The sequence below is a fragment of the Psychrobacter sp. van23A genome (genome assembly GCF_030845275.1).
GTDB classification, from domain to species: Bacteria; Pseudomonadota; Gammaproteobacteria; order Pseudomonadales; family Moraxellaceae; genus Psychrobacter; species Psychrobacter faecalis.
Map to the genome: position 1 here is coordinate 114379 of NZ_CP132595.1, position 23146 is coordinate 137524.

Below are 23146 nucleotides of genomic sequence, written 5' to 3' on the forward strand. Positions count from 1 at the left end.
TCACTTCCTTGTGGTGGTTTTTTAACCGTTATCTTACATTTTATTGTTAACTTGCAATTAGCTGTCTTCGCCTAAGAAGCCGCCACTTTGACGCTGCCATAAGCGCGCATAAACGCCATTTAACGCCAGTAGCTCATCATGACTGCCTTGCTCGATGATACGGCCTTTATCCATGACCACCAATCTATCTAGCGCGGCAATGGTCGATAATCGATGGGCAATTGCAATCACAGTTTTGCCGGTCATGATATCGTTTAGGCTTTCGGTAATGGCAAATTCAATCTCAGAATCAAGTGCACTGGTCGCCTCGTCCAGTAACAAAATCGGCGCATTTTTTAGCATCACGCGTGAGATAGCGATGCGCTGACGTTGACCGCCAGAGAGCTTAACGCCGCGCTCGCCGACTTGTGTATCAAGACCGGTATTGCCTTTGTCATCGTATAAATCTTTAATAAAGTCCCACGCCTGAGCTTGCTTAGCAGCTGTAATGATTTCCTCATCGGTTGCGTCAGGACGACCGTAAGCGATATTTTCGCGCACAGTACGGTGCAATAACGAGGTATCTTGGGTGACCATACCGATTTGCTGACGCAGCGATTCTTGGGTAACTTCGTCAATCGCTTGCCCGTCGATATAGATTTTGCCTTTATCAACATCAAAGAAGCGCAGGAGTAGATTAACCAAAGTTGATTTACCAGCGCCTGAACGCCCAACCAGACCGATTTTCTCACCCGGTTTGATATCTAAGTAAAAGTTATCTAATAGCTTGGCGTATGAAGTTCCCGCTGCAGAATCCGCAGCAGGAATAACAGCATCTTCATGCGTGTTATCTAGAGGCTTGTCTGATTTATGCTTGTTTAAACCTGTGGCATCGTCTTCGCCTTCATAACTAAAATCAACATGGTCGAAAACGATACGACCATCGCTGACTTTAAGGATAGCGGCATTTGGCTTATCAACGATGGTTTGCGGCGCAGATAAGGTGCGCATCCCGTCTTGTACTGTCCCGATACTCTCAAACAGGCTAGCAGTTTGCCACATAATCCAGCGCGTCAGGCCATTTAATCGCAGCGCCATCGCCGTGGCAGCGGCAATTGCGCCAACACCGACAGCGCTTTGTTGCCATAAATAAATTCCGATACCGGCCGTACTACTGACCAAAATCACACTGATTAAGTGGGTTGATACCTCAAGGTAGCTGACCCAGCGCATTTGCGCATGGACCGTACCTAAAAACTGTCCCATCGCGTTTTTGGCATAATCGAGCTCGCGGCGCGAGTGGCTAAACAGTTTAACCGTCATGATATTGGCATACGCATCAGTGATGCGGCCCGTCATTAACGCGCGGGCATCGGCTTGTACAATCGCCGTTTGTTTAAGTTTGGGAATAAAATACCACATCGCCAGCCACACCAAGACAAACCACACAATAAATGGAATCAATAATAAGCTGTCTAAATTAAATAAAATAATGCCAGAAGTAATAAAATAAACGGCGACGTACATAAACATGTCTGTGACCGTCATCACGGTATCGCGTACGGCCAATGCCGTTTGCATTACCTTAGCAGAAACGCGACCAGAGAACTCGTCTTGATAAAACTGCATCGATTGCCCAAGCATACGCTGATGAAAACGCCAGCGCATCTGCATCGGGAAGACGCCTTGCAAGGTTTGAAAATGGATAAATGACGATAGGGCAATCCAAAGCGGACTTAAAATCATCACGGCCAGTATCAAAAGCAGCATATCGCCTTTTTCTGCCCACAGATTTTGCGGCGTATAAACGCCAAGCCAATCGACGATATTGCCAATCCACGCAAATAGCATCGCTTCGTAGATACCGATACCAGCAGACAAAATCATAAATAGCAATAACCACCCGCGTAGCCCTTTGGTACATGCCCACATAAATTTGAGCATACCATCGCGCGGCGAGGGCAGCGGCATAGGCGTCTCAGGAAAGGCGGGCAGACGAGTTTCAAAAAAGCGAAATAAAGCGTTCATAGGCAGTCAAAGAGCATTCATAGCAGTACGCCAAGATAAACGCCGTCAAGCGCTATCGTGAATCGTTACTTTTGTTATTAGGATTGCTGGTTATTTTAACAAAATTCGTCCTCATGCCTGCATGCTAATTGTAAGCTGACAGGTAGAGCACACAATAATTAGATTGCTGTGGATGAAATATTTTGTTACATTCCATCATTTCTTCTAGTTTGTTGCTTCCTTTTATTTATACGTTTTAATAATCGAAAAATCGGCTAATGAATGAGTATTCTTTTACTCCTACGAATAATAAACGCGCAAAGTTGCGACTTAACAAGGATAAAGTTGATGATGTATTTAACGATAGCGGTGCTCTGTAGCGTCGCTGTTTCCGTACTTTTAAAAATATTACGCCAAAAAAATATCGATATTCGCCAAACCATCGTGGCGGGATATCCCGTGGCATTTTTATTAACTTGGCTGTTATTAAAACCAGATGTTAGTAGTATCGGCGCACTTGGAAATGCTTGGGGTATCATTATTGCGCTTGGTATCTTGTTGCCAGCAGTGTTTGTTATTCTTGGGCGGGCGATTGAATCGGTCGGGGTGGTAGCAACCGATGCCGCCCAGCGTTTATCACTGATCATTCCTATCGTTGCTGCTTTTTTATTATTTGGCGAAGTATTAACGGGTACGCGCATATATGGTCTGTTGTTAGGATTTTTAGCACTCGCTGCTTTGGTTTATCGTCCGCAGCACGGGCTTATAAATAGCCAAGCAAAGCAGACGCCACTTTGGTTATTTGGCGTTTGGCTCGGTTACGGCGTGATTGATATTTTGTTCAAACAAGTTGCCAAGCAAGGCGCGGCGTTTCCTTTAACTTTATTTGTGACCTTTGGGCTGGCAGGTTTGCTGCTACTCGTTTACCTGCTTAGCACGCGCGTGCGTTGGCAGGGCAATGCCCTTAGCGCAGGATTATTACTTGGCGCGCTCAATATGGGCAATATCTATGCTTATGTACGCGCCCATCAAGTATTGTCTGAGTCGCCAAGTATCGTCTTTACAGGCATGAACGTCGGCGTGATTGCGGTGGCAACCTTGATAGGGGTTGGGGTATTTAAAGAGCGCCTCAATCGTATCAATATCGTCGGTTTATTATTGGCGATTGGCTGTGTAGCGGTATTGTTTTTGCTTTAATAATGCCACTATGAAATAGGTAAAATTTTAACTTATCAACAATAGGCAGGTGGCATGTCCTATGATAAGGTAACTGACAGTCAGGCTCATACTATTGAGGGCTGATTGACTTATTATAATAACGTTTGACCCTTATTAATTAGGATAGGATACCCATTCAATGGAATACGAAAAACAACTACAGCATATAAAAAATGGCTCAGGATTTATCGCCGCGCTTGACCAAAGTGGTGGCAGCACGCCAAAAGCATTAGAGAACTATGGCGTCAGCGGCGATGCTTATGACAATGATGAAGCGATGTTTGATTTGGTGCATGAAATGCGCACCCGTATTATGACTTGTGATGCCTTTGATAATGAGCGTGTACTCGGGGCGATTTTATTTGAAGATACCATGGAGCGCGAGGTTAATGGCAAACCGACCGCCAATTACCTATGGGAAGATAAAAATATCGTACCTTTTTTAAAGGTAGATAAGGGTTTGGCTGAACACATGAACGGCGTACAGGTGATGCGTCCGATGCCAAATCTAGACTTGTTGCTGGATAAAGCAAAAAATTATCCGGTATTTGGCACCAAGATGCGCTCAGTCATTTATGAACCAAGTGTCGATGGTATCGAGCTTGTCGTCCAGCAGCAGTTTGATGTCGCAAAGCAAATTCTTTCTAAAGGTTTTATGCCGATCGTTGAGCCAGAAGTGGATATCAACAGTAGCAAAAAGCATGACTGCGAAATCATCCTTAAAACTAGTATTTTGCACAATCTTGAGTTTTTAGACGATGATCATCAAGTGATGCTAAAACTGACTTTGCCTGAAGAAGACGGATTTTATCAAGAGCTGATTGATCACCCAAAAGTGCTCAAAGTGGTTGCGCTATCAGGCGGTTACAGTCGTCATGACGCCTGTGAAAAGCTTAAACAAAACCCCGGTATGATTGCGAGCTTCTCGCGCGCTTTTACCGAAGGCTTAAATAAGCAACAAAGCGACGCAGAGTTTGCTGATACGATTAATACTTCTATTAAAGAGATTTACGAAGCGTCAAAGGTTTAATCTACTATAAAGATAAAACTGTTTGCAATAAAAAGCGCTACTTATGAGTAGCGCTTTTTTATGAATTAAGGATTAACGTTAATCGCTTAAACCTCTTTATACAACTGGCGACCCTCGGCATGATATTTTTGCGTCATCTCGTCCATGCCTTTTTTAATATCAGCGCGGCTCATCGCACTAGTAGCCTGAACGCCGTTTTCTTTTGCATCTAAACCTTTAGCATACTCGCGCACGTTTTGAGTGATTTTCATCGAGCAAAACTTCGGTCCGCACATTGAGCAAAAGTGCGCAGACTTGTGCGCATCTTTTGGCAGTGTTTCGTCATGATATTCACGCGCCGTATCAGGGTCAAGCGCCAGATTAAACTGATCATCCCAGCGGAACTCAAAACGCGCTTTGGACAAGGCATTATCACGTGCTTGTGCGCCCGGATGGCCTTTAGCAAGGTCGGCAGCATGAGCGGCGATTTTATAAGTGATGATACCGTCCTTGACGTCCTTTTTATTGGGCAAACCGAGATGCTCTTTTGGTGTTACGTAACAGAGCATCGCCGTGCCAAACCAGCCAATCATCGCTGCGCCAATGGCACTGGTGATATGGTCATAACCAGGCGCAATATCAGTGGTTAATGGCCCTAAAGTATAAAAAGGTGCGTCGCTACATAGCTCAAGCTGCAAGTCCATATTTTCTTTAATACGGTTCATCGCCACGTGTCCAGGGCCTTCAATCATCACCTGTACATCATGCTTCCATGCGACTTGCGTCAACTCACCTAGGGTACGTAGCTCACCAAATTGCGCTTCATCATTGGCATCTTGCAAACAGCCCGGACGTAAGCCATCGCCTAAGCTAAATGCCACATCATACTGCTTCATAATCTCGCAGATATCTTCAAAATGCGTGTATAAAAAGCTCTCTTTATGATGGGCCAAACACCACTGCGCCATGATAGAGCCGCCACGCGAGACGATGCCCGTCAAGCGATTGGCGGTTAGCGGTACATAACGTAGCAGTACGCCAGCGTGAATGGTAAAGTAATCAACGCCTTGCTCGGCTTGCTCAATCAAGGTATCGCGGAATATCTCCCACGTTAAGTCTTCGGCAACGCCATCGACTTTCTCTAAGGCTTGATAAATCGGCACCGTACCAATTGGCACTGGTGAGTTACGAATCAACCATTCACGGGTTTCATGGATATGATTGCCGGTCGATAAATCCATAATGGTATCGGCGCCCCAGCGCGTTGCCCAGGTCATTTTTGATACTTCTTCATCGATAGATGAGCCGAGCGCTGAATTGCCGATATTGGCGTTAATTTTCACTAAAAAATTACGCCCGATAATCATCGGCTCAGATTCAGGGTGATTGATATTATTGGGGATAATGGCGCGGCCTGCGGCAACTTCGCTGCGGACAAACTCAGGGGTGATGATTTTTGGCGTATTGGCACCAAAGCTTTCGCCATCGTGTTGGCGCATATCGGTCAGTTCGTGCTGCTTTTGCGTCTCACGAATGGCGATATATTCCATTTCAGGCGTGATAATACCGCGACGCGCGTAATGCATTTGCGTGACGTTCTTTCCTACTAAGGCGCGACGTGGTCTATCAATATGCGCAAATCTTAAGTTAGCAGTACTGATATCACGGGCGCGCGCTTGTCCGTATGAGCTAGATAAACCTTTTAACTGTTCAGTATCGCCGCGCTCAGCAATCCAGCCTTCACGCAGCTTTGGTAAGCCTTTGGTCAAATCGATCTCGACATTGGGATCGGTGTAAACGCCTGAGGTGTCGTAGACATAAAATGGTGGGTTTTGCTCCCAATCGTACTCGCTTACCCCTTGGATAGGGGTAGGGTCAAGGGTAATCTCGCGCATCGGTACTTGGATATCGGGCCGTGAGCCCCCGATATAGACTTTTTTAGAAGCTGGTAAGATGCGGTGTAAGTCGCGAGCGTCTTCTTCAAAACGCGCATCATTTGCGGTACGATGGGCAGGCGTTTTTAGAGCGTCGGCTTTTTTGTCAGAAGTTTTGGCAATAGGAGTTGAAGTATTTTGTGTGAGGTTCATATGCTGTCCTAGCGTGTTGGTTTTTGAATAAAAGCAACACCGCCAGTAGCTGCGGGGCAAGACGATGCAAGATAGACAAATTCAATCATTAAACGTCTGCACTATTATTAAATTCAACTTTCATTGAAAATGAATCTAATGCCGTTGTTAAATGATTGGTAGGCGCCGCTTTTTATTGCTTTCCTCATGGCCGCGTAAAAACGCTAGCACATGAAGTATGAGCAATAATAAAAAGGCATTTCTGCGCGCCCTTTGTATATAAAACATAGTCTTAAGACTTCCCTGCGTCGGTACTAACCGCATCAGGTTCGGCGGGTGATCTCTCAGCGAATGTATGAAATAGCTTAAACTAAGCTTGTCATACACCGCACCCCGAGTCTGTCAGTGTTGTAAATCAGTCTCATACTAACAAACTATAGGGATGATGCCTAGTCATTTGCCGTTTGTTAGTAGAGAGGCAATCTTGCTGTTATTAATGTAATCACTGTCTTTTAATCAATGACAGCTTTTCAATTAATGACATTCTTTTTAATTAATAAAATCACCGTGCGTATTATTTTTCTGGTGTCCAACCTTGCGCGCGCTCGTAGACTTCATTGTCCAAAAACTTCTCGCGTTGCTCAGTTAAGAACTTTTTGGCTTCAGGGTCCATCATGCTGAGATGGTTTTCGTTAATCAGCATGGTTTGCTGCTCAAGCCATTCTTTCCAAGCTTTGTCAGAAACGGTTTCTTGTAGCTCTTGACCTTTTTTATTAGGAAATGGCGGATGCGGCATTTTTGGCAATTCCTGCTTATATTTGCGGCAAAATACGGTATTGGCTTGTGGATTAAAAGTCTCAGTCATCAGGCAATCCTCATTAATTAGTGGTATTAAATTATCGTGTCGAATATTGGTAATCTATCATAACGCGCTTGCACGATTTAGCAAAGCGTATCAGGTGTAGAGAAGGTAACATCAAATCTATAGTCGGCGTACTTTTAAACCGCTACGGTGTTGCTCGCCCTAGATGTACTCAGTGTACTATCTGCGGTAGATCGCCTTGTAGCGATTTTAAAATTCCTTGACTATATCCAGTGCTGGCAAAATCAGGCATGACAAAAAAACACCCGCACAATGGCGGGTGTTAGAGAAAAGCGCTAGTTTTAAAGCACAGTTTTATTGCTAGCTTCAGCTTTAAAAAAGGCTTTTAAGCAAACGATTTTAGGCGCGCACGTCCATTAACCACCGCCTGTTTGACTTGATTTGGCGCGGTGCCACCTAAGTGGTCACGAGCAGCCAATGAGCCTTCTAACGTTAAGAAGTCAAAGACATCATCACCAATGGCGTCGCTAAATTGCTGAAGCTGTGCCAGTGATAAGTCATTTAAATCAACGCCCTCACGAATGCCCAAAGCAACGGCATTGCCGACCACTTCATGGGCATCACGGAATGCCACCCCTTGGCGTACCAAATAATCGGCTAGGTCAGTCGCCGTTGCATAGCCTTTCATGGTAGCAGCGCGCATGTTTTCCTTATTCGGAGTAATATTCGGTAGCATATCAGCAAAAGCGAGTAGCGAACCCGTCAAAGTATCGACGCAATCAAATAGCGGCTCTTTGTCTTCTTGGTTGTCTTTATTATAGGCAAGTGGCTGGCTTTTCATCAGGCTTAATAATGTCATCAATTGGCCAAAAACCCGCGCCGCTTTACCGCGTACCAACTCTGGTACGTCAGGGTTTTTCTTTTGCGGCATAATAGATGAGCCAGTACAGAAGCGATCTGGTATTTGCACAAAGTTAAATTGCGCTGACATCCATAGGATAACCTCTTCGCTCATACGCGACATATGCATCATCAAAATAGAAGCTGCCGAGGTAAACTCAATGGCAAAATCACGGTCTGAGACGGCATCGAGCGAGTTTTGGCAAATACCTTCAAAACCTAGCAATTTGGCCGTGATGGTACGATCGATTGGAAAGGTCGTGCCAGCAAGGGCAGCGCTACCAAGCGGCATCTGATTGATACGGCGACGGGCATCGACCAGACGCTCGGTATCGCGGTAGAGCATCTCAAACCATGCCATCACGTGATGACCAAAGCTCACTGGCTGCGCGGTTTGCAAATGGGTAAAGCCCGGCATAATGGTGTCGGTATGCTGTTCGGCTAAATCTAGTAAACCGCTTTGCAAACGTACCAGTAGCGCGATGATATTGTCGGTTTCTTCACGCAACCATAGACGAATATCGGTCGCAACCTGATCGTTACGGCTACGGCCAGTATGTAGTTTTTTGCCAACCGCACCGACGATATCCGTCAAGCGCGATTCGACGTTCATGTGCACGTCTTCGAGCGCAATCGACCAGTTAAACTCCCCAGCTTCAATCTCGCGCAGCACCTGCTGTAAGCCATCGATAATGGTCGCAACCTCATCAGCACTTAAAATGCCGCATTCTTTCAGCATGGTTGCATGGGCGATTGAGCCTTGGATATCGTGACGCGCAAAGCGTTGGTCAAAGCCGACGGATGCAGTAAAGGCGGCAACGAAGCTATCAGTCGCTTCACTAAAGCGCCCGCCCCACATCTGCTGACCTTGACCACCTGTAGCGCTTTGCAGCGCAGGAGTGTTGGTTATAGAAGCATCTATGCTAGAATCAGGAGTAGATGAATTTTTATTTGAATTAGGATTAATACTATTTGAAGAGTTGGCGTTCATATCAGTTCAAGACAAGTCAAGAGAATAAGAACTCAAGTATAGCAAATGATGAGGTTGCCTTACTAGCGGAGCGCTTAGAGTTTTTTATGCCCAAGCTCATGGAGATGATGAAGCCTTGGCAATGGCTGCTGGCAATCTTTTTTTGGTCGCTGTTTGTGGCGATTGTCGATCGGCATAGCGTGGTCAATGAAACGCAGTTTATCATCAAGTTTATGGCAAGATTTATCCAAACCAGCTTGGCCTTGATTCCTTCTTTTTATCTCATCGATTATCTACGTCCAGTTTTTAAAGGCTTACGCGTAACGACCGTCAGTATGTATGTTTTACTCATTTTGACCACTGCCACGGCGGTGACCGTCGCGTTGGCCTTGCTAATTATGATAAACGCTGGCTGGTTTAACTATAACTTGGCGGACTTTATCTCAATCATTGTATTTAATACGGTGATTGCCGCCGGATTTACCATTGCCGCCTTGCTGTTTTTTTTACGCCGTTATCGTGAGCTAAATGCACTAAAGCACTCATTTGAGCAAAAATTGAGAGCCCAAAATGATGTGTTAAAAGCTCGCCTAGCGCCGCATTTCTTTTTTAATACTATCAATACTTTGATGTCGCTGATTGAGTCTGAGCCGCAGCGCGCCGCTGTTTTATTGCAGCACGTCTCAGCGCTCTTTCGTGCCAGTTTTAATGGCGCGCGTGAGATCAGCTTTGAAGAAGAGATTGCCCTGTGTGAGCATTATTTGGCCATTGAATCCATCCGCTTAGCAGATAAATTGGTAGTAAACTGGCAATTGCCAAAAGAAGACGTCATGTATGACATGGTGATTACCGCTTTAACCTTACAAAGCGTGATTGAAAAAATGCTAGTGAACGTCATTAGGATGACCACCGAAACCATTTATATTGATATAAAAGTCACTTGGTTGCAGCATCGGGTCAACATTACCATTAGCGTGCAGCTGCCGAAAAAAACCTTGTTGATTAACCATGACTTACGCCAACATATGGATTTTATGATTCAGGCGCAACGTCTGCGCGCCTATTTTGGTCAAAGTGCCGACATCCAAAGCAGCATCATGAATAAAAAAATTCTTACTAATATTAGCTATCCGCTGCAAGATGTCAGTTTATAATTCTTGTTCTTTAAAACAGTTGCTCTAGTTGCTATGCATGAGCCAATTATCGCCAAGCATTTATCGTGGCATATTTATTGCACCGTCAAAGCTGTTATGCACGGCTAAAGCATTTAAACGGCAAAGTTAGATTCGTGGCTTGCACAAGTGCGGCAGTTGGTTTATAACTTAAGTAGGGAGTTGCATTCTTACTAAGGGATGAGTGTTAAAGATTGATAGGTTATTAATACTTTAAAAGATTTCTCTGCACACGACAAAAAAATCATCCCCCCCCGATTTTCATAGGTTTAGGGGTTAAAAAGCTAACTAACTGTCGAAATACAGTCTTATCATTGTTAAAGAACACCAAGTGAAGGCCCTCAATCAACACATCCAGGCCAAGCGCAAACAAACTGGCTTGAGGTCGAGCGTTTGACTTTAACTTGCGCTTTAACGGCTTATCTTTGTCTTTATAAATACCGACATGATAAGCCCAACAAAATGCTAAGGCGTTCACTGCGACTAATTTACTGACCCGATCAAGATGGGTTAAGTGGGTATCTTCAAGATTAAAGCCACGGCCCTTTAGACAAGCAAATAAAGTCTCAATCTCCCAACGCTTAGCATAGCTTGTCATCGCATCCACTGTTTCTAGTTGATTGGTGGCCACAATCACTAAACCATAGTCTTTATCACGCTTGGCAAATACTCGAACCAAACAACCAACGACAGTCAGTATTCGTCCATGTCGATATGTTTCTTGATGGCTAACATGGCGTAATAACTCTTTAATCTGTACCAACTTGCCATGATGATTCTTAACTTTACTGTTCTTCTTAATCCGTATGGCAAAGGGTATGTGATTATTGGTGAGCCAGTTAAACCATTTTTCGCCAACAAACTCTCTGTCTGCTACTATCATCTCAAGGTTATCTTTGCCAAATTGTTTGATAAACCGCTCAATAAGTTCACAGCGTTCAAGATGGTTTGTATTACCTCGCTTATCTAGCATTTGCCAGTATAAGGGGATGGCTATCCCTTTATATACCACCCCTAGCATAAAGATGTTGAGGTTACTTTTACCCCATTTCCAGTTGGTGCGGTCAATGGTTAAGGTGACTTTGCCTAGCCCAAATAGTCGATATATCATTAAAGCCAGTTGATCGTAGTCTATCCTCGCTTCGGCAAAAAATCGCTGTAGTCTGCGATAGTGACTGTCGGTCTTGCCACCCTTAGGAAGGTGTCTTGCTATTTTTTTTAAGATTACTGCTTTGAGCAGTAATCAGGGCTATTATCATTAGGCTCAAACAATTGATTCTTGCCTTGTTCATGCTCAGGTTTTGGGTTAAAGTTTCACTAAGTCTGTTAAAGTTTGGCATGGTCTGATTCGTCTTAAAAATTACTATTATGCCTTTGCTTTAACAGACTTTTTTGTTTTTTTGTCGTGTGCAGAGAAAAGATTTATAAGTAGGCACTTATAAAGGAGTTTGGATGCGGATTGTTGTTTGTGATGATGAGCCGTTCCAAAAATCTTACTCAAACCTAGCCAATATTGACTATTAGATAGGTTTGACGTTTTCTTTCTGCTTCATTGTCACGCGCTATTTCTCATTTGAGATTTAGACTGACCACGACTCCACAGACTTTTTTAATTGGCGATGGAACTCACCGTCCAATAAACAGGATTATGCAGCTGTTAAAATAACAGTCGCGTTATTTAAAATATTGATGCTGGCGTTGAGGTCACGGTCATGAGAAACCTGACAGTTAGGGCACAACCACTCACGCATTTTCAATGTTAGCTCATCTTTACCAAGGATATGATTGCAGTTTGAACAGGTTTTTGAGCTTGGGTAGAAGGGTCCGACTGATTTCACAACCTTGCCTTGCTCAGTGGCTTTGTAGATAAGCTGTCGCTTAAACTCAAAGAAACCCAAGTCACTGATAGCTCTTGATAGCCGCCTGTTCTTAACCATACCTTTGACATTCAAATCCTCAATCGCAATCACATCGAACTCATTAACCAGACTTGTTGTGATTTGATGGAGAGAATCTTGCCTAATACACCTGATCTTATAGTGCAAACGAGAGAGCTTGGTTTTCGCTTTTTCTCTGTTTTTACTGCCTTTTTTAGTGCGACTGAGCGCTTTGTTTAGCGTTCTTAGTTTTTTAAGGTTTGCTTGAAGTGGTTTTGGCGCTTTAATTTTAGTGCCGTCTGATAAAACCAGTAAGTCGGTAATACCAAGATCAACACCAACGCTTTTACCTGTCTTTTTAGTAGGAATTACAGCTTTTTGTATTTCAACAGCCACACTAACAAACCACTTACCGCCACGTTTAGAGATGGTGGCTGACATGATCTTGCCGTCAAAACGTAAAGCTTCTTTTAAGCGAACCCAGCCCAAGTTTGGGATACGAATGGATTTACCTTTAATGGCAAATTGGTCGTTGGATAAACTGAATCTATCGTCACGGCCTTTTTTACGAGCGGTTGGGTATTTCGCTAAGCCTTTAAAGAAGTTGTTATAAGCATCACCCAACTGCATGATTGCCGCCTGCGGAGCGCATTTGGTCACTTCCAGCATATAGGGGAATAATTCACGCTTAATGGCGTTCAATTCGCGTCTGAGCTTCGCCTGTGAGGGCTTGTTTAGATTTTTAGTATCAACCTCAACGCCTGCGGCCAAACACGCATCACGGTACGCTTTGTCAAGCGCATACTGCCGCTGCCACTCATGCAAAGCCCAGTTGTAGGCTTTTCTCGCCACGCCACAAGCACGAGCAAGGTGATTTGCCTGTACGTTGTTTGGCTTGAGTTCGATAATGTGTCCACGGATCATAATGCTTTTTTAACCGCCTCTATTAATTGTTGGTTTTTCTTGCTGCGAGAGCCGTATAGCCTCGCTGAAAATACGGTGATAATCTCCAATACATCTTGGGCTAATTCTTGCTCAAAACTCAACTCTTCACCTTGATTGATTATTACCACTTCAACGTCACGAGCCTCACACAACATGAAAACCAGTTCTGCACCAAATCGTAAAAGCCTGTCTTTATGGGTAATTACCAGCCGTTCAACTTTATTGCTCAGTATGTCATCAAGCAGGTTTTTTAAGCCTTTCTTTTTATAATTCATTCCACTACCAAGATCGGTAATCGTCTCAAAAGTCCAGCCTTGCCTGGCACAATAAAGTTCCAAAACTTGAGACTGGCGAAGTAAGTCGTCTTTTTGATCACGACTCGACACACGAGCATAAGCAATGGTTTTTCGGTCTAATTTAGGTGGTGTATTCAAGGAATGCGGTCTGATTTCACTTAAATCATATCGCCTATGCCCGTTCTCGGTTCGCTTGGCGACTAACGTACCATCCTCATCCCAACGTCTTAATGTGGATTGAGCAACCCCGAAATGTTTGGCAGCCTCCCCAATACTAACCAGTTTCCCCATAACTTGCTCTCTATATTATAGATATAATCTATCTATTATAGTAATAAATAGGTAGGTTTGTATATGTTTTATTTAACTGTTTGCAACCCTTAGCTCGCGAGCGTTTGGTTAGAATAGTCAAAGAGTCAGGTCATGAAGTGGTTGCCCAAGCTAAAACCGGCATTGAGGCCATTATCGCCGTAAAATCTGAGCAACCAGACATTATATTGCTCGACATTCGCATGCCAGAGATGGATGGCGTCGAGTGCGCGCAAGAGCTTGCAACGTTAAACCATCCACCCGCCATTATCTTTGTCACGGCGTATGACCATTATGCCATCGCGGCGCTCAAAGCCAACGCCATCGGTTATCTGTTAAAACCTGCCAACAAAGATGAATTACTCGAGGCGCTAAAAAAAGCCACCAATCTCAATGCGGCGCAATTAAACGAGATTCGCAAACTTGAGAATCCAACCGCGCGCCCAGTGCGCGAACATATCGTGGCGCGTACCCACCGCGGTGTAGAGCTGATTGAGCTCAAAGACATCTATTATTTTACCGCCGATCAAAAGTACGTCAAAGTACGCCACAAAGACGGCATTGTACTTATTGATGATACGTTAAAAGAGCTTGAGCAAGAGTTTGAAGGCAAGTTATTTCGCGTCCATCGCAACGCCATTATCAATATTAAATATCTAGACTTTTTAGAAACACTCGATGCCGGACAGTTTCAGCTGCACTTTAAAGGTATTGATGAGACCCTAGCAGTCAGCCGCCGTCATCTACCAGCATTACGTGAAAAAATTCAGAATATGTAGCGGCAAACTGTCTACAGGTAAACCATCCTAGAAAGCACTAAGCAGCAAGCGCAGTAATCTGTTGAAATAATCCTGCCATATCATCAAACCCTTATTTATGCTTAAATAGGGGTGTTTTTTTGTAGCATTCAGTTTAAAGACATTTAACGTTTATATTGAATGCTACATTCGCATTATTGTAAAGATACTGAATCCTTCGTTGTTGAGCGACCGTTGTTGAGCAATTGTCGTTAAGTAACTGTTATTCACCAACGCGATTTTATATCGAATCTATTGAGGCCTTTTATGAGTACCATGCAGCAACCTGCTTTGACTACCTTAAATATTGCTACCCGCCAAAGTCCATTGGCATTATGGCAAGCGGAGCATATTCGTGACCGCTTACTGGCGCTGTATCCTGAGCTAACCATTAACCTGCTAAAAATTGTCACCAAAGGCGATAAGATTTTGGATACGCCGCTGGCTAAAATTGGTGGTAAGGGTTTGTTTGTTAAAGAGCTCGAGCAGGCGTTATATGATAAACAGGCAGATATCGCGGTACATTCTTTAAAGGACGTGCCGATGGAATTACCAGAAGGCTTGACGCTTGGTGTTTATTGTAAACGCGCTTCGCCAACCGATGCCTTTGTATCGAACACTTATCATAATATCGATGAATTGCCACAGGGCGCAGTGGTTGGTACCGCAAGCTTGCGTCGTCAATGTCAAATCAAAGCCTATCGCCCCGATTTGCAAATCAAGACCCTGCGCGGCAACGTTGGTACGCGTTTAGGTAAGCTTGATGCCGGCGAGTATGACGCTATTATTTTGGCAACCAGTGGTTTACAGCGTATCGAGCATGACGAGCGCATTCGTAGTGAGCTGGATATTGATATTTGCTTGCCAGCCGTTGGTCAAGGGGCACTTGCGATTGAATGCCGCGAAGGTGACGACGAAGTTCTAAAGTTATTGGCACCGTTAAACGATGACAAAGCTCGTATCCGTCTTATCGCTGAGCGTGCGCTAAACCGTCATTTACAGGGCGGTTGCCAAGTACCGATTGCCGCTTATGCGGTATTACAAATGGCTGATGCAGACGACGATAGCAAAAACAATGGCCAAAACGGTAATAACGACAATGGTAATGTATTATGGCTACGCGGCCGCGTCGGTCAAGAAGACGGTAGCGAGCTACTCAAAGCTGATAAACGCTTGACCTTAACTGGCAGTCAAGTCGAACAAGAAGCGCAAGCCAATCAATTAGGTATTGACGTGGCTGAGATGCTACTAGAAATTGGTGCGGGTGATATTTTATCAGCGATTTATCAATCTAAATAAAGCTTAAAATAAATCACCTTTAAGTGGCATAACAATAAAATGTCGCTAGCCATTTACGCATAAAGTCGCTGCAATGACTGTATGCGTAAGCTCACTTTTTAACTTCTGTTACGGTATGTTTATGTCTTGGTCATCCTCTGAGTCTACTGCTTCAAACCAAATCATTAATAAGCAAGCATCTCTGCCGCCAGTGGTCATCAATACGCGCCCCATTGAACGTGCGGCGCCGCTGACCAATCATTTGCAAGCGGCAGGATTTTCAGTAGTTGATATACCGATATTGACCTTAGAGATGCGTCCAACTACCGAGCAAGACATGGCTTTGATGCGCCAATGGTTTGCCGGTGATTATCAGGCGCTGGTTATTGTAAGTCCGACAGCGGCAGCTTCTGGCTTAGCCGTTTGGCAGGCGCTTGAGCATGAGCGCCAAGCTCAGCTGGTTGAGGGAGCTAATAGCACGCAACAGGACGCTAGTTTTAAAGGTTTAAAAGCGCCAAGCCATCTGATAGCGGTAGGAGAGGCGACTGCAGCGGTATTAAATGACGCCAAACTCGATGCGGCGAATTATCAAGTATTGCAACCTCTGATTGCTAATAATGAAGGTATGTTAGCAATGCCAGAAATTGACAGCCTGCAGGCTGGTGATAGGCTGTTGGTATGGCGCGGGCTTGGCGGGCGGCGTTTATTGGTCAATACTTTACAGGCGCGCGGTGTCCATATCGATAGTATTGCTTGGTATGAGCGCAAAATGCCCAATGATGCTATGGCGCAGTATAAAGAGTGGCAGTCCCAGTATCTTAGCCAACAGTCTGAGCAGCCAAAACCTATCGTGATTGTCAGTAGTGGCACAGCGTTTGAGCATTGGCAAGCGATTGTTACAGAGGTGTCAGCGCAGGATTTAGAAAAAAGAACAACTGCAGAAAAGCCAAACCATGCGCCATTGCTGCTCAACGATTTTGCTTATGTCGTACTAGGCGAGCGCTTAGCCAATATGGTCGCTGGTCAGGATTTAAGTTATTGGCGCGTGGAAGATTTGGCGCCCGAAACCATTTTTGCGGCAATCCATACACCGCTAGTCGGTTGCAGTTAAAAAACACTTCCTTTTCTCAAGCCATTTATTTTATATTTACTGAAAAAATTATTCACCAACGGTGCTGCCTTATGTCCATGAATTCTGACTCGTTAGTTAAGGAGCCTTCTGCTATTCAGCAGCGCCGGCAAGCAAATATGTTTTTGCTACGTTTGCAATGGCTGGTCATATTATTGCTTATTGCTGCTCTGCTGTGGTTGTTTATTAGTCAGCAGCGCTTTGAGCACAGTATAAATGAGCGCTTGCAAAGTAATGAGCAAGTCGTCAGCCGCCTAAATGAGATGGACGATCGCATCTTTGCGATGAGTCAGCAGACGCTGCCAGAGCCGCGCGTCGCTGCTAGTAGCCAAGCGCAAAACCAGCTTGATTTATTGCGCATTCAGATACAGGCGGCTGATAGATTGTTGGCGGATAATAACGAGAGTGCGGCGATTGATTTGTTGCGCGGTCTGCATTGGCAACTGTCTCAAAGCAGTAATGAGATTGCCCCTGCGCTTACCGTGGTAATCAAGCAAAGTTTAATGAAAGACATTGAACGCTTGCAAGCAAGAAGCTCGCAGCCGAGTCCTTGGCAGTTACAAAACTTAGCCATTCAAAATATCCAAGCGTTTTTACATAGTTATCAGCGTCCTGCTCGTGCAGCTGGCGCGTCTAATACTAGCGCTAACGATGTCGGCATAACCCGTAAAGAGCTTATCATTCATGAAGTGATTATGACTTTAAACCTTGCCAGTCAAGCAAGCAATATGCGTGAAAAAGATCAGCTGATTGGCTATCTGCGGCAAGCACGTAAACAGCTACAAACCTTAGTAGATACGTCTGCGTCAAAATCCGCTACCGATAATAAAAACGCTCAAACAACGAGCAACGCAACTTCTAAAGATAAAGATCAAACCAAATCTGCCCCTCATAATACCGCAGAAGTTGTCGACTGGTTAGATCGCCTGATTGCCACGGCGCCACAGCCAACGCCATTATTGACCACGCAAATTTTAGATAAGCCTAAGCGTTAATTGTCGTTTTTGAAATTCTATAAAAAAATAAGAGAAATGCAGTGATGAGTGCTTTTGAACAACACACAAACGTAAATAATAATAGCGTAGATGACAACCGTCCTAGTGAGCTAGCGCATTATCCAATTATTCATCAGCAGCCGATCCACTGGGGCGAGATGGATGCCTTTAATCATCTAAATAACGTGGTCTATTATCGTTATGCGGAATCAGCACGGATTGGTTACCTGCAAGCGCTCGGTATGTTTGATGGCAGTATGGTGACGGTATTGGCGCAATCAAGCTGCCAATATTTACGCCCGGTGACCTATCCCGATACGTTATTACTAGGCGTGCGTTGCCAGCGTTTGGGTAATACCAGTATTGTGATGGAATATAGCTATTATAGCTGCGCTCAAGAAGCGATTGTCGCGACCGCTGATGCCGTTATCGTCCGTTTAGACAGTGATGGTAAGGATAAATTGCCGTGGAGCAATGAGGAGCGTGAGCGTTTATTGGCACTAGAAGCAAAATTTAATCATACGCCCGAACTTTAAAAAATTTAAAAACTTTGAAAAGTCGGCCAAATTATTAAGTATCAATATCACTAAAATGATACCGTTAAAAATAAAAAGGCACGCTAAATACTATTAGCGTGCCTTTTTTATGTTGCTGTACTTTTTAATTTCTAGGCTTTATTTTTGCTTAGGCGCATGAATAAAGTCTACTACATTTAAATCAAAACCTGACAGCGCATAAAACTTCATCGGTGACGACAGTAAGCGCATATCACGCACGCCCAAATGACGTAAAATCTGTGCGCCAACCCCGATACTGCGATAAGGCTGCTGAGCGATGGTAGACATGGACTGATTTTCAGCCGCTTTATCCAGCGCCTCTCCCAAGTCAATCGGCTGATGATTGCCGATCCAAACCAACACGCCGCGCTCTGAATTGTTTATTTCTTCTAGGGCTGAGCGTACGCTCCAGCCGCTACGACCAGTGGTGTCATTTTTTGCCGCAAACAAGTCACGTAAAGGATGGAAGCCATGTACACGAACGGTACTGACGCCTTCGCTGACATCACCTTTTACCAAAGCTAAATGAGTTTCGTCTGCACCAAACTCGCGGAAACGGTGCAAGGTAAAGGTACCGTATTCGGTCTCAAACGGATGGGATTCGACTTCTTCGACCGTTTGCTCATTGGCGATGCGATAGTTAATCAAATCGGCAATCGTCCCAATTTTAAGACCATGCTCTTTGGCAAATATCTCAAGGTCATCACGGCGCGCCATCGTGCCATCGTCTTTAATGATCTCAACGATAACGGCTGCTGGCTCCAACCCTGCTAGGCGGGCCAAATCACAACCTGCTTCGGTATGACCGGCACGGTGCAGGACGCCGCCATTTTGTGCCATGATTGGGAAAATATGCCCAGGCTGGACGATATCTTCTGGTTTTGCTGAAGAAGACACTGCTGCTTGAATGGTACGTGCGCGGTCAGCGGCAGAAATACCTGTGGTCACGCCTTCAGCCGCTTCAATAGAAACGGTGAAGTTGGTGCTAAATTTTGCCTCGTTGCGGTCAGACATTAGCGGCAATGCCAGCTGTTGGCAGCGCGCTTCTGACAAGGTTAAGCAAACCAAACCACGCGCGTGGGTAATCATAAAGTTGATATCATCAGGGCGCACGTGGGTCGCGGCCATGATGATATCGCCTTCGTTTTCGCGATCTTCGTCATCCATCAAGATGACCATTTTACCAGCACGAATGTCTTCGATAATCTCAGGAATCGTATTTAAACTCATAGGAAGTCTCAATATTTTATTATGTATAGATGGGTTTGATGATAAGGTTAAATTATTATTTGTCTATTGTAGCAGCAGAGGGCGTCAAGCGCTGTTGTAAAGCATGGCGTGGCTTAATAACAGCCATATAAATAACAGCAATAAGCAAAAAAATTGCTGCGCTCAATTGACTTGTATATATCATTATGAGGCTATTTTAACGCTTTTCATCCTACTGTGCTGCGTCATCTTGCCAGTATGTCCATTAATCGCTTAAAAATAGCGATAAGTATTATCAATGATGCATGCAAATATGCTGTTATTCATTACTAGCCGCTTGACCCTTTAGCCAGTCCATAAACTGCTTGCTGTGCTGCTCGCGCTGATTGTCAGCAAATTCATAAAAACTGGTGCCGATTAAATTGTTCGGTAGATAGCTTTGCGGATAATAATGATTGGGGTAGTCATGGGGATAAGTGTAGCCTTCACCATAACCTTGATTGCGCATCAATTTGGTCACGCCATTACGCAAATGCAGCGGTACAGGCGAGGCGTCTTTTTCTGCCAAGGCCATTGCCGCATTGATGGCTTTATAAGTGCTGTTACTCTTGGCGCTGGTCGCCAGATAAACCACCACTTGCCCCAAGATAATGCGCGCTTCTGGCATGCCGATAGACTGTACGCTACGCAGTGCAGCATCGGCAAGGAGTAGGGCATTTGGATTGGCATTACCAATATCTTCGCTGGCTAAAATCACCAAGCGCCGTGCGATAAAATCAGCAGGCTCGCCACCAACCAGCATCCGCGCCATCCAATATAGCGCCGCATCAGGGTCGGAGCCGCGTACAGATTTTATCATGGCCGAGATGATATCGTAATGCTGCTCGCCATCTTTATCGTAGCGCACTAGCGCCGTCTGAGCGACCCGAGCGACCAATTCATCATTGATAATTAATGGCGATTGTTTGCTATCTGCCGTTTGAATGGCAAGCTCTAATAGATTGAGCGCTTTTCTGGCATCACCGTGTGCCAATTGGCTAATTGTCTCTTGTGCCTGCAAATCAACTTTTAGGTTTTTAAGAATATTATCTTCTGCTAGCGCGCGCTGCAATACGGCGCTGATTTGCTCAGGCGTCAGCGGCTCTAAACGATACACTTGGCAACGCGATAGCAGGGCGTTATTCACACTAAACGACGGGTTTTCAGTCGTCGCCCCAATTAACGTAATATCACCTGACTCTACCGCGCCAAGTAACGCATCTTGCTGCGCTTTATTAAAACGGTGTATCTCATCGATAAATACCACCGGCGATTCAAAGCTTAGTGAATCCTTGGTATCTAAAACCTCACGTAATTGCTTCACGCCCGTATTTAACGCCGATAACGCATGAAAAGGTCGGCCAACCGCATCAGCCAATAGCATAGCGATGGTGGTCTTCCCAATGCCTGCTTCGCCATGCAAAATAATCGACGGCAGGTGCCCTTGCTCAACCAAGCGCCGTAACGGTGCGCCTGCTGCTAACAGGTGCTCTTGTCCAATAATAGCGTCGAGCGTCTTTGGGCGCATGCGCTGAGCAAGGGGCGTATCGGCATGAAAATTGGGTGGCATAAAAATCTCTATTATCAATTAAACGACTGTTTTTAGTATTGTTTTGACTATAGCTAGGCTAACGCAGATTTACGTTAATAAAAGTCAGCTAAGTGTACAGCTTATGTCTTAAAGGCTTTGTTTTACGCGATTTCGACCTTATTAATGGTTTATCAGTTATGACCAATCATGTTATAACGAATTATCAAATATAAAACCAGCAACCAATACAAGGTAAGACACTTATGCTGTCGCTATCTGCTTTCAAGCGTTTATTTAAACGCGCTGAGTCTCTTCGTGCTAGGCCTCTTAAAGCTACCAAGCAGCGTTCACGGCAGCTGACTGCTGGAGAGATAGCACTGGCTCGTTCGGTGTTCGGCGATAGTATCCGGCTTGAGCAAGTTCAGCTAAAAACAGCATTCTGGGTACTAAAAAATTACGCTGTCAGTCCTAATGGTAATATTTATTTTCACCCGGCCGACTGGGTCACAGATTTTAGCCAATCATCATTGGGTAAGCAAAGCTGGCTTATTCATGAATTGACCCATGTGTGGCAATTGCAGCAAGGTCTTAAAGTTGTGCGCGGCGCTATGATTAATCGCCGCTATGATTATGTCCTTAACGCTGGCAAACCCTTTTTCAACTATGGTATCGAGCAGCAAGCACGCATGGTGCAAGATTATTTTATCAGTCGGCAGCACGGACGCGATTGTCAGGGTTTTGAAAATTGTATTCCTTTTTTAGCGACACAAAGAATCGATAACAGCCATGACCATAATAAAACTCGCGACGAACATAAAACTCATGACACAGTTAAAGTTTAATCTTTCTTTTATCCTATAATATTTATATGATGACTGAAACTTTTGATAATAATAACAAGCTGCTAGAGATATAGAAAAATAAAATAGCTAGTAGTCTCAATATATAAGCGAACTGCTTTTAATAAGGATGAGAACTCGGATGTTTAAAAATTTATTAACAAAGCCTGATAGTGAGACTCATCATACCTGTATAAATGCAGGGTCGCTAAATAAAGCAATGATGTCGCCGTGTACCCGCTCCTTGCTAGCCGCCGCTATGACTGGGGTTTTGTTGTTAAGCGGCTGTCAGCAGCAAGCAGAAGCACCAGTAGCTGATAATAGTCAACCCAAAGAAAAAACTAGCGTAGAGGACGGTCAGCCGATGCGCAAAAGTGACTCTGCGGCTGCGCGTATAGAGCAGTTTCAGCCGTTGTACCTTGCGCAAGCAAAAAGCCTACAGCAGCGTTTGCAAGCCGAATATGAATCGCTACAAGCGGCAGATGCCTCAGACAGTGGCAATGATTTGTTACCTGATAGTACAACTGCTGTGTCAGTAGACAATGCTAAGCCGTCTAATACCGCTAATCGAGTTGCAAATAATACAGATTCTGAGCAAATAGCAAAACCACCTGCTACGGATTCAGCCGCAGCTATGGACAATAATAATAGTGAGTCAGACGTTAGCAACGACCCTGAAGTCGACGCCAATGCGACTACGGACACTGATATCAATACCAGCACTGAAGTGGGCGAGCGTGATTTAACCGTACTTAAGCGTATCAGTTTAGAGCCGCGTAAACCAGTGATGTTGACAGATGAGCAGATTATAGACAGTTATCAGCAAGCGATGGAAGCCCTTTATCAGCCTGTGACCACGCTGCTTAGTGCGGAAGATGTTGATACTCTAATCAATATCGCGACATTGGTGCCGCAGGTATTCGAACATGCAGAAATCGCCGGTAGACTTAGTGCAAAAAGTCCAGCGCTGGCGCGTTTGATTATTCAGCATCAAGTTTGGGAGCAGATAGAAGCCCAACAAGTGATGGATATGCAGCAGATGAAACTCAATCAGCAGCAAGAGTTTGAGAGACTGATGGCAAAATTTAATGAAACCATCCAAGGTTATGACGAGCAAATTGCCAAATATGAGCAGACCTTAAAAGAGTTTCAATAAAGTGTGACTTTTTATTTCTTTATTGAATTTAGACCATAAAAAATC

General features: G+C 44.6%; 19 protein-coding genes and 1 riboswitch. Of the genes, 10 read left to right on the forward strand and 9 right to left on the reverse strand.

The window, feature by feature from the left end:
• Positions 1-57 precede the first annotated feature (57 nt).
• On the reverse strand, positions 58-2007 hold the full coding sequence (locus RAH45_RS00505) for an ABC transporter ATP-binding protein (protein WP_102077745.1): 1950 nt from the start codon (positions 2005-2007) through the stop codon (positions 58-60).
• Positions 2008-2334: 327 nt separating this feature from the next.
• Here RAH45_RS00505 and RAH45_RS00510 point away from each other — a divergent pair, with 327 nt between their 5' ends.
• Both RAH45_RS00510 and RAH45_RS00515 read left to right on the forward strand, forming a co-directional pair.
• Positions 2335-3183 carry an EamA/RhaT family transporter gene (locus tag RAH45_RS00510; protein ID WP_193029871.1) on the forward strand — a complete coding sequence of 283 codons (849 nt, stop codon included), beginning with the start codon at positions 2335-2337 and terminating at the stop codon, positions 3181-3183.
• Between the two features lie 160 nt (positions 3184-3343).
• Positions 3344-4234: a fructose bisphosphate aldolase gene (locus RAH45_RS00515; protein WP_102077747.1), complete on the forward strand. Its 891-nt coding sequence runs from the start codon at positions 3344-3346 to the stop codon at positions 4232-4234.
• An 86-nt stretch (positions 4235-4320) separates the two neighbouring features.
• Here RAH45_RS00515 and thiC read toward each other — a convergent pair whose 3' ends face one another.
• The 3 genes from thiC to argH form a co-directional block, all read right to left on the reverse strand.
• Positions 4321-6300, reverse strand: a complete 1980-nt coding sequence (thiC, locus tag RAH45_RS00520; protein WP_226928737.1) for a phosphomethylpyrimidine synthase ThiC — start codon at positions 6298-6300, stop codon at positions 4321-4323.
• Positions 6301-6562: 262 nt separating this feature from the next.
• Positions 6563-6685: riboswitch (TPP riboswitch) on the reverse strand.
• Between the two features lie 168 nt (positions 6686-6853).
• Positions 6854-7144 carry an oxidative damage protection protein gene (locus RAH45_RS00525; RefSeq protein ID WP_193029872.1) on the reverse strand — a complete coding sequence of 97 codons (291 nt, stop codon included), beginning with the start codon at positions 7142-7144 and terminating at the stop codon, positions 6854-6856.
• A gap of 343 nt (positions 7145-7487) precedes the next feature.
• Positions 7488-8861 carry an argininosuccinate lyase gene (gene argH / locus RAH45_RS00530; protein WP_198328649.1) on the reverse strand — a complete coding sequence of 458 codons (1374 nt, stop codon included), beginning with the start codon at positions 8859-8861 and terminating at the stop codon, positions 7488-7490.
• A gap of 218 nt (positions 8862-9079) precedes the next feature.
• Between argH and RAH45_RS00535 the strand changes: the two genes are divergently transcribed.
• Positions 9080-10126 carry a sensor histidine kinase gene (locus RAH45_RS00535; protein ID WP_227678276.1) on the forward strand — a complete coding sequence of 349 codons (1047 nt, stop codon included), beginning with the start codon at positions 9080-9082 and terminating at the stop codon, positions 10124-10126.
• Between the two features lie 262 nt (positions 10127-10388).
• Here RAH45_RS00535 and RAH45_RS00540 read toward each other — a convergent pair whose 3' ends face one another.
• The 3 genes from RAH45_RS00540 to RAH45_RS00550 all read right to left on the reverse strand — a co-directional run bounded on the left by RAH45_RS00540 (position 10389) and on the right by RAH45_RS00550 (position 13553).
• Positions 10389-11384, reverse strand: coding sequence for an IS4 family transposase (locus RAH45_RS00540; RefSeq protein WP_306495892.1), 996 nt, complete (start codon positions 11382-11384; stop codon positions 10389-10391).
• Between the two features lie 406 nt (positions 11385-11790).
• On the reverse strand, positions 11791-12945 hold the full coding sequence (locus tag RAH45_RS00545) for an RNA-guided endonuclease InsQ/TnpB family protein (RefSeq protein ID WP_093071385.1): 1155 nt from the start codon (positions 12943-12945) through the stop codon (positions 11791-11793).
• Complete coding sequence (locus RAH45_RS00550) at positions 12942-13553, reverse strand: IS607 family transposase (RefSeq protein WP_068404139.1); 612 nt, start codon at positions 13551-13553, stop codon at positions 12942-12944. Before RAH45_RS00550 ends, RAH45_RS00545 begins: the two co-directional genes overlap by 4 nt.
• A gap of 80 nt (positions 13554-13633) precedes the next feature.
• Here RAH45_RS00550 and RAH45_RS00555 point away from each other — a divergent pair, with 80 nt between their 5' ends.
• The 5 genes from RAH45_RS00555 to RAH45_RS00575 all read left to right on the forward strand — a co-directional run bounded on the left by RAH45_RS00555 (position 13634) and on the right by RAH45_RS00575 (position 18306).
• Entirely contained in the window at positions 13634-14350 is a 717-nt protein-coding gene (locus tag RAH45_RS00555; RefSeq protein ID WP_198327939.1) for a LytR/AlgR family response regulator transcription factor, read from the forward strand.
• Between the two features lie 285 nt (positions 14351-14635).
• Positions 14636-15667, forward strand: coding sequence for a hydroxymethylbilane synthase (gene hemC, locus RAH45_RS00560; RefSeq protein WP_193029918.1), 1032 nt, complete (start codon positions 14636-14638; stop codon positions 15665-15667).
• Between the two features lie 121 nt (positions 15668-15788).
• Complete coding sequence (locus tag RAH45_RS00565) at positions 15789-16757, forward strand: uroporphyrinogen-III synthase (RefSeq protein ID WP_193029919.1); 969 nt, start codon at positions 15789-15791, stop codon at positions 16755-16757.
• A gap of 71 nt (positions 16758-16828) precedes the next feature.
• Positions 16829-17770, forward strand: a complete 942-nt coding sequence (locus RAH45_RS00570; protein ID WP_193029920.1) for a hypothetical protein — start codon at positions 16829-16831, stop codon at positions 17768-17770.
• 44 nt (positions 17771-17814) lie between these two features.
• Positions 17815-18306, forward strand: coding sequence for an acyl-CoA thioesterase (locus RAH45_RS00575; protein ID WP_102077754.1), 492 nt, complete (start codon positions 17815-17817; stop codon positions 18304-18306).
• A 138-nt stretch (positions 18307-18444) separates the two neighbouring features.
• Here the strand turns inward: RAH45_RS00575 and ribBA are convergent, their stop codons facing one another.
• Positions 18445-19557, reverse strand: coding sequence for a bifunctional 3,4-dihydroxy-2-butanone-4-phosphate synthase/GTP cyclohydrolase II (gene ribBA, locus RAH45_RS00580; RefSeq protein ID WP_068407844.1), 1113 nt, complete (start codon positions 19555-19557; stop codon positions 18445-18447).
• Positions 19558-19855: 298 nt separating this feature from the next.
• A complete protein-coding gene (locus RAH45_RS00585; RefSeq protein WP_193029921.1) occupies positions 19856-21145 on the reverse strand; it encodes a replication-associated recombination protein A in 1290 nt (429 codons plus the stop codon).
• Between the two features lie 227 nt (positions 21146-21372).
• Here RAH45_RS00585 and RAH45_RS00590 point away from each other — a divergent pair, with 227 nt between their 5' ends.
• Both RAH45_RS00590 and RAH45_RS00595 read left to right on the forward strand, forming a co-directional pair.
• Positions 21373-21948: a type IV secretion protein Rhs gene (locus RAH45_RS00590; protein ID WP_369811315.1), complete on the forward strand. Its 576-nt coding sequence runs from the start codon at positions 21373-21375 to the stop codon at positions 21946-21948.
• Between the two features lie 139 nt (positions 21949-22087).
• Entirely contained in the window at positions 22088-23101 is a 1014-nt protein-coding gene (locus RAH45_RS00595) for a hypothetical protein (RefSeq protein WP_193029922.1), read from the forward strand.
• Positions 23102-23146 lie beyond the last annotated feature (45 nt).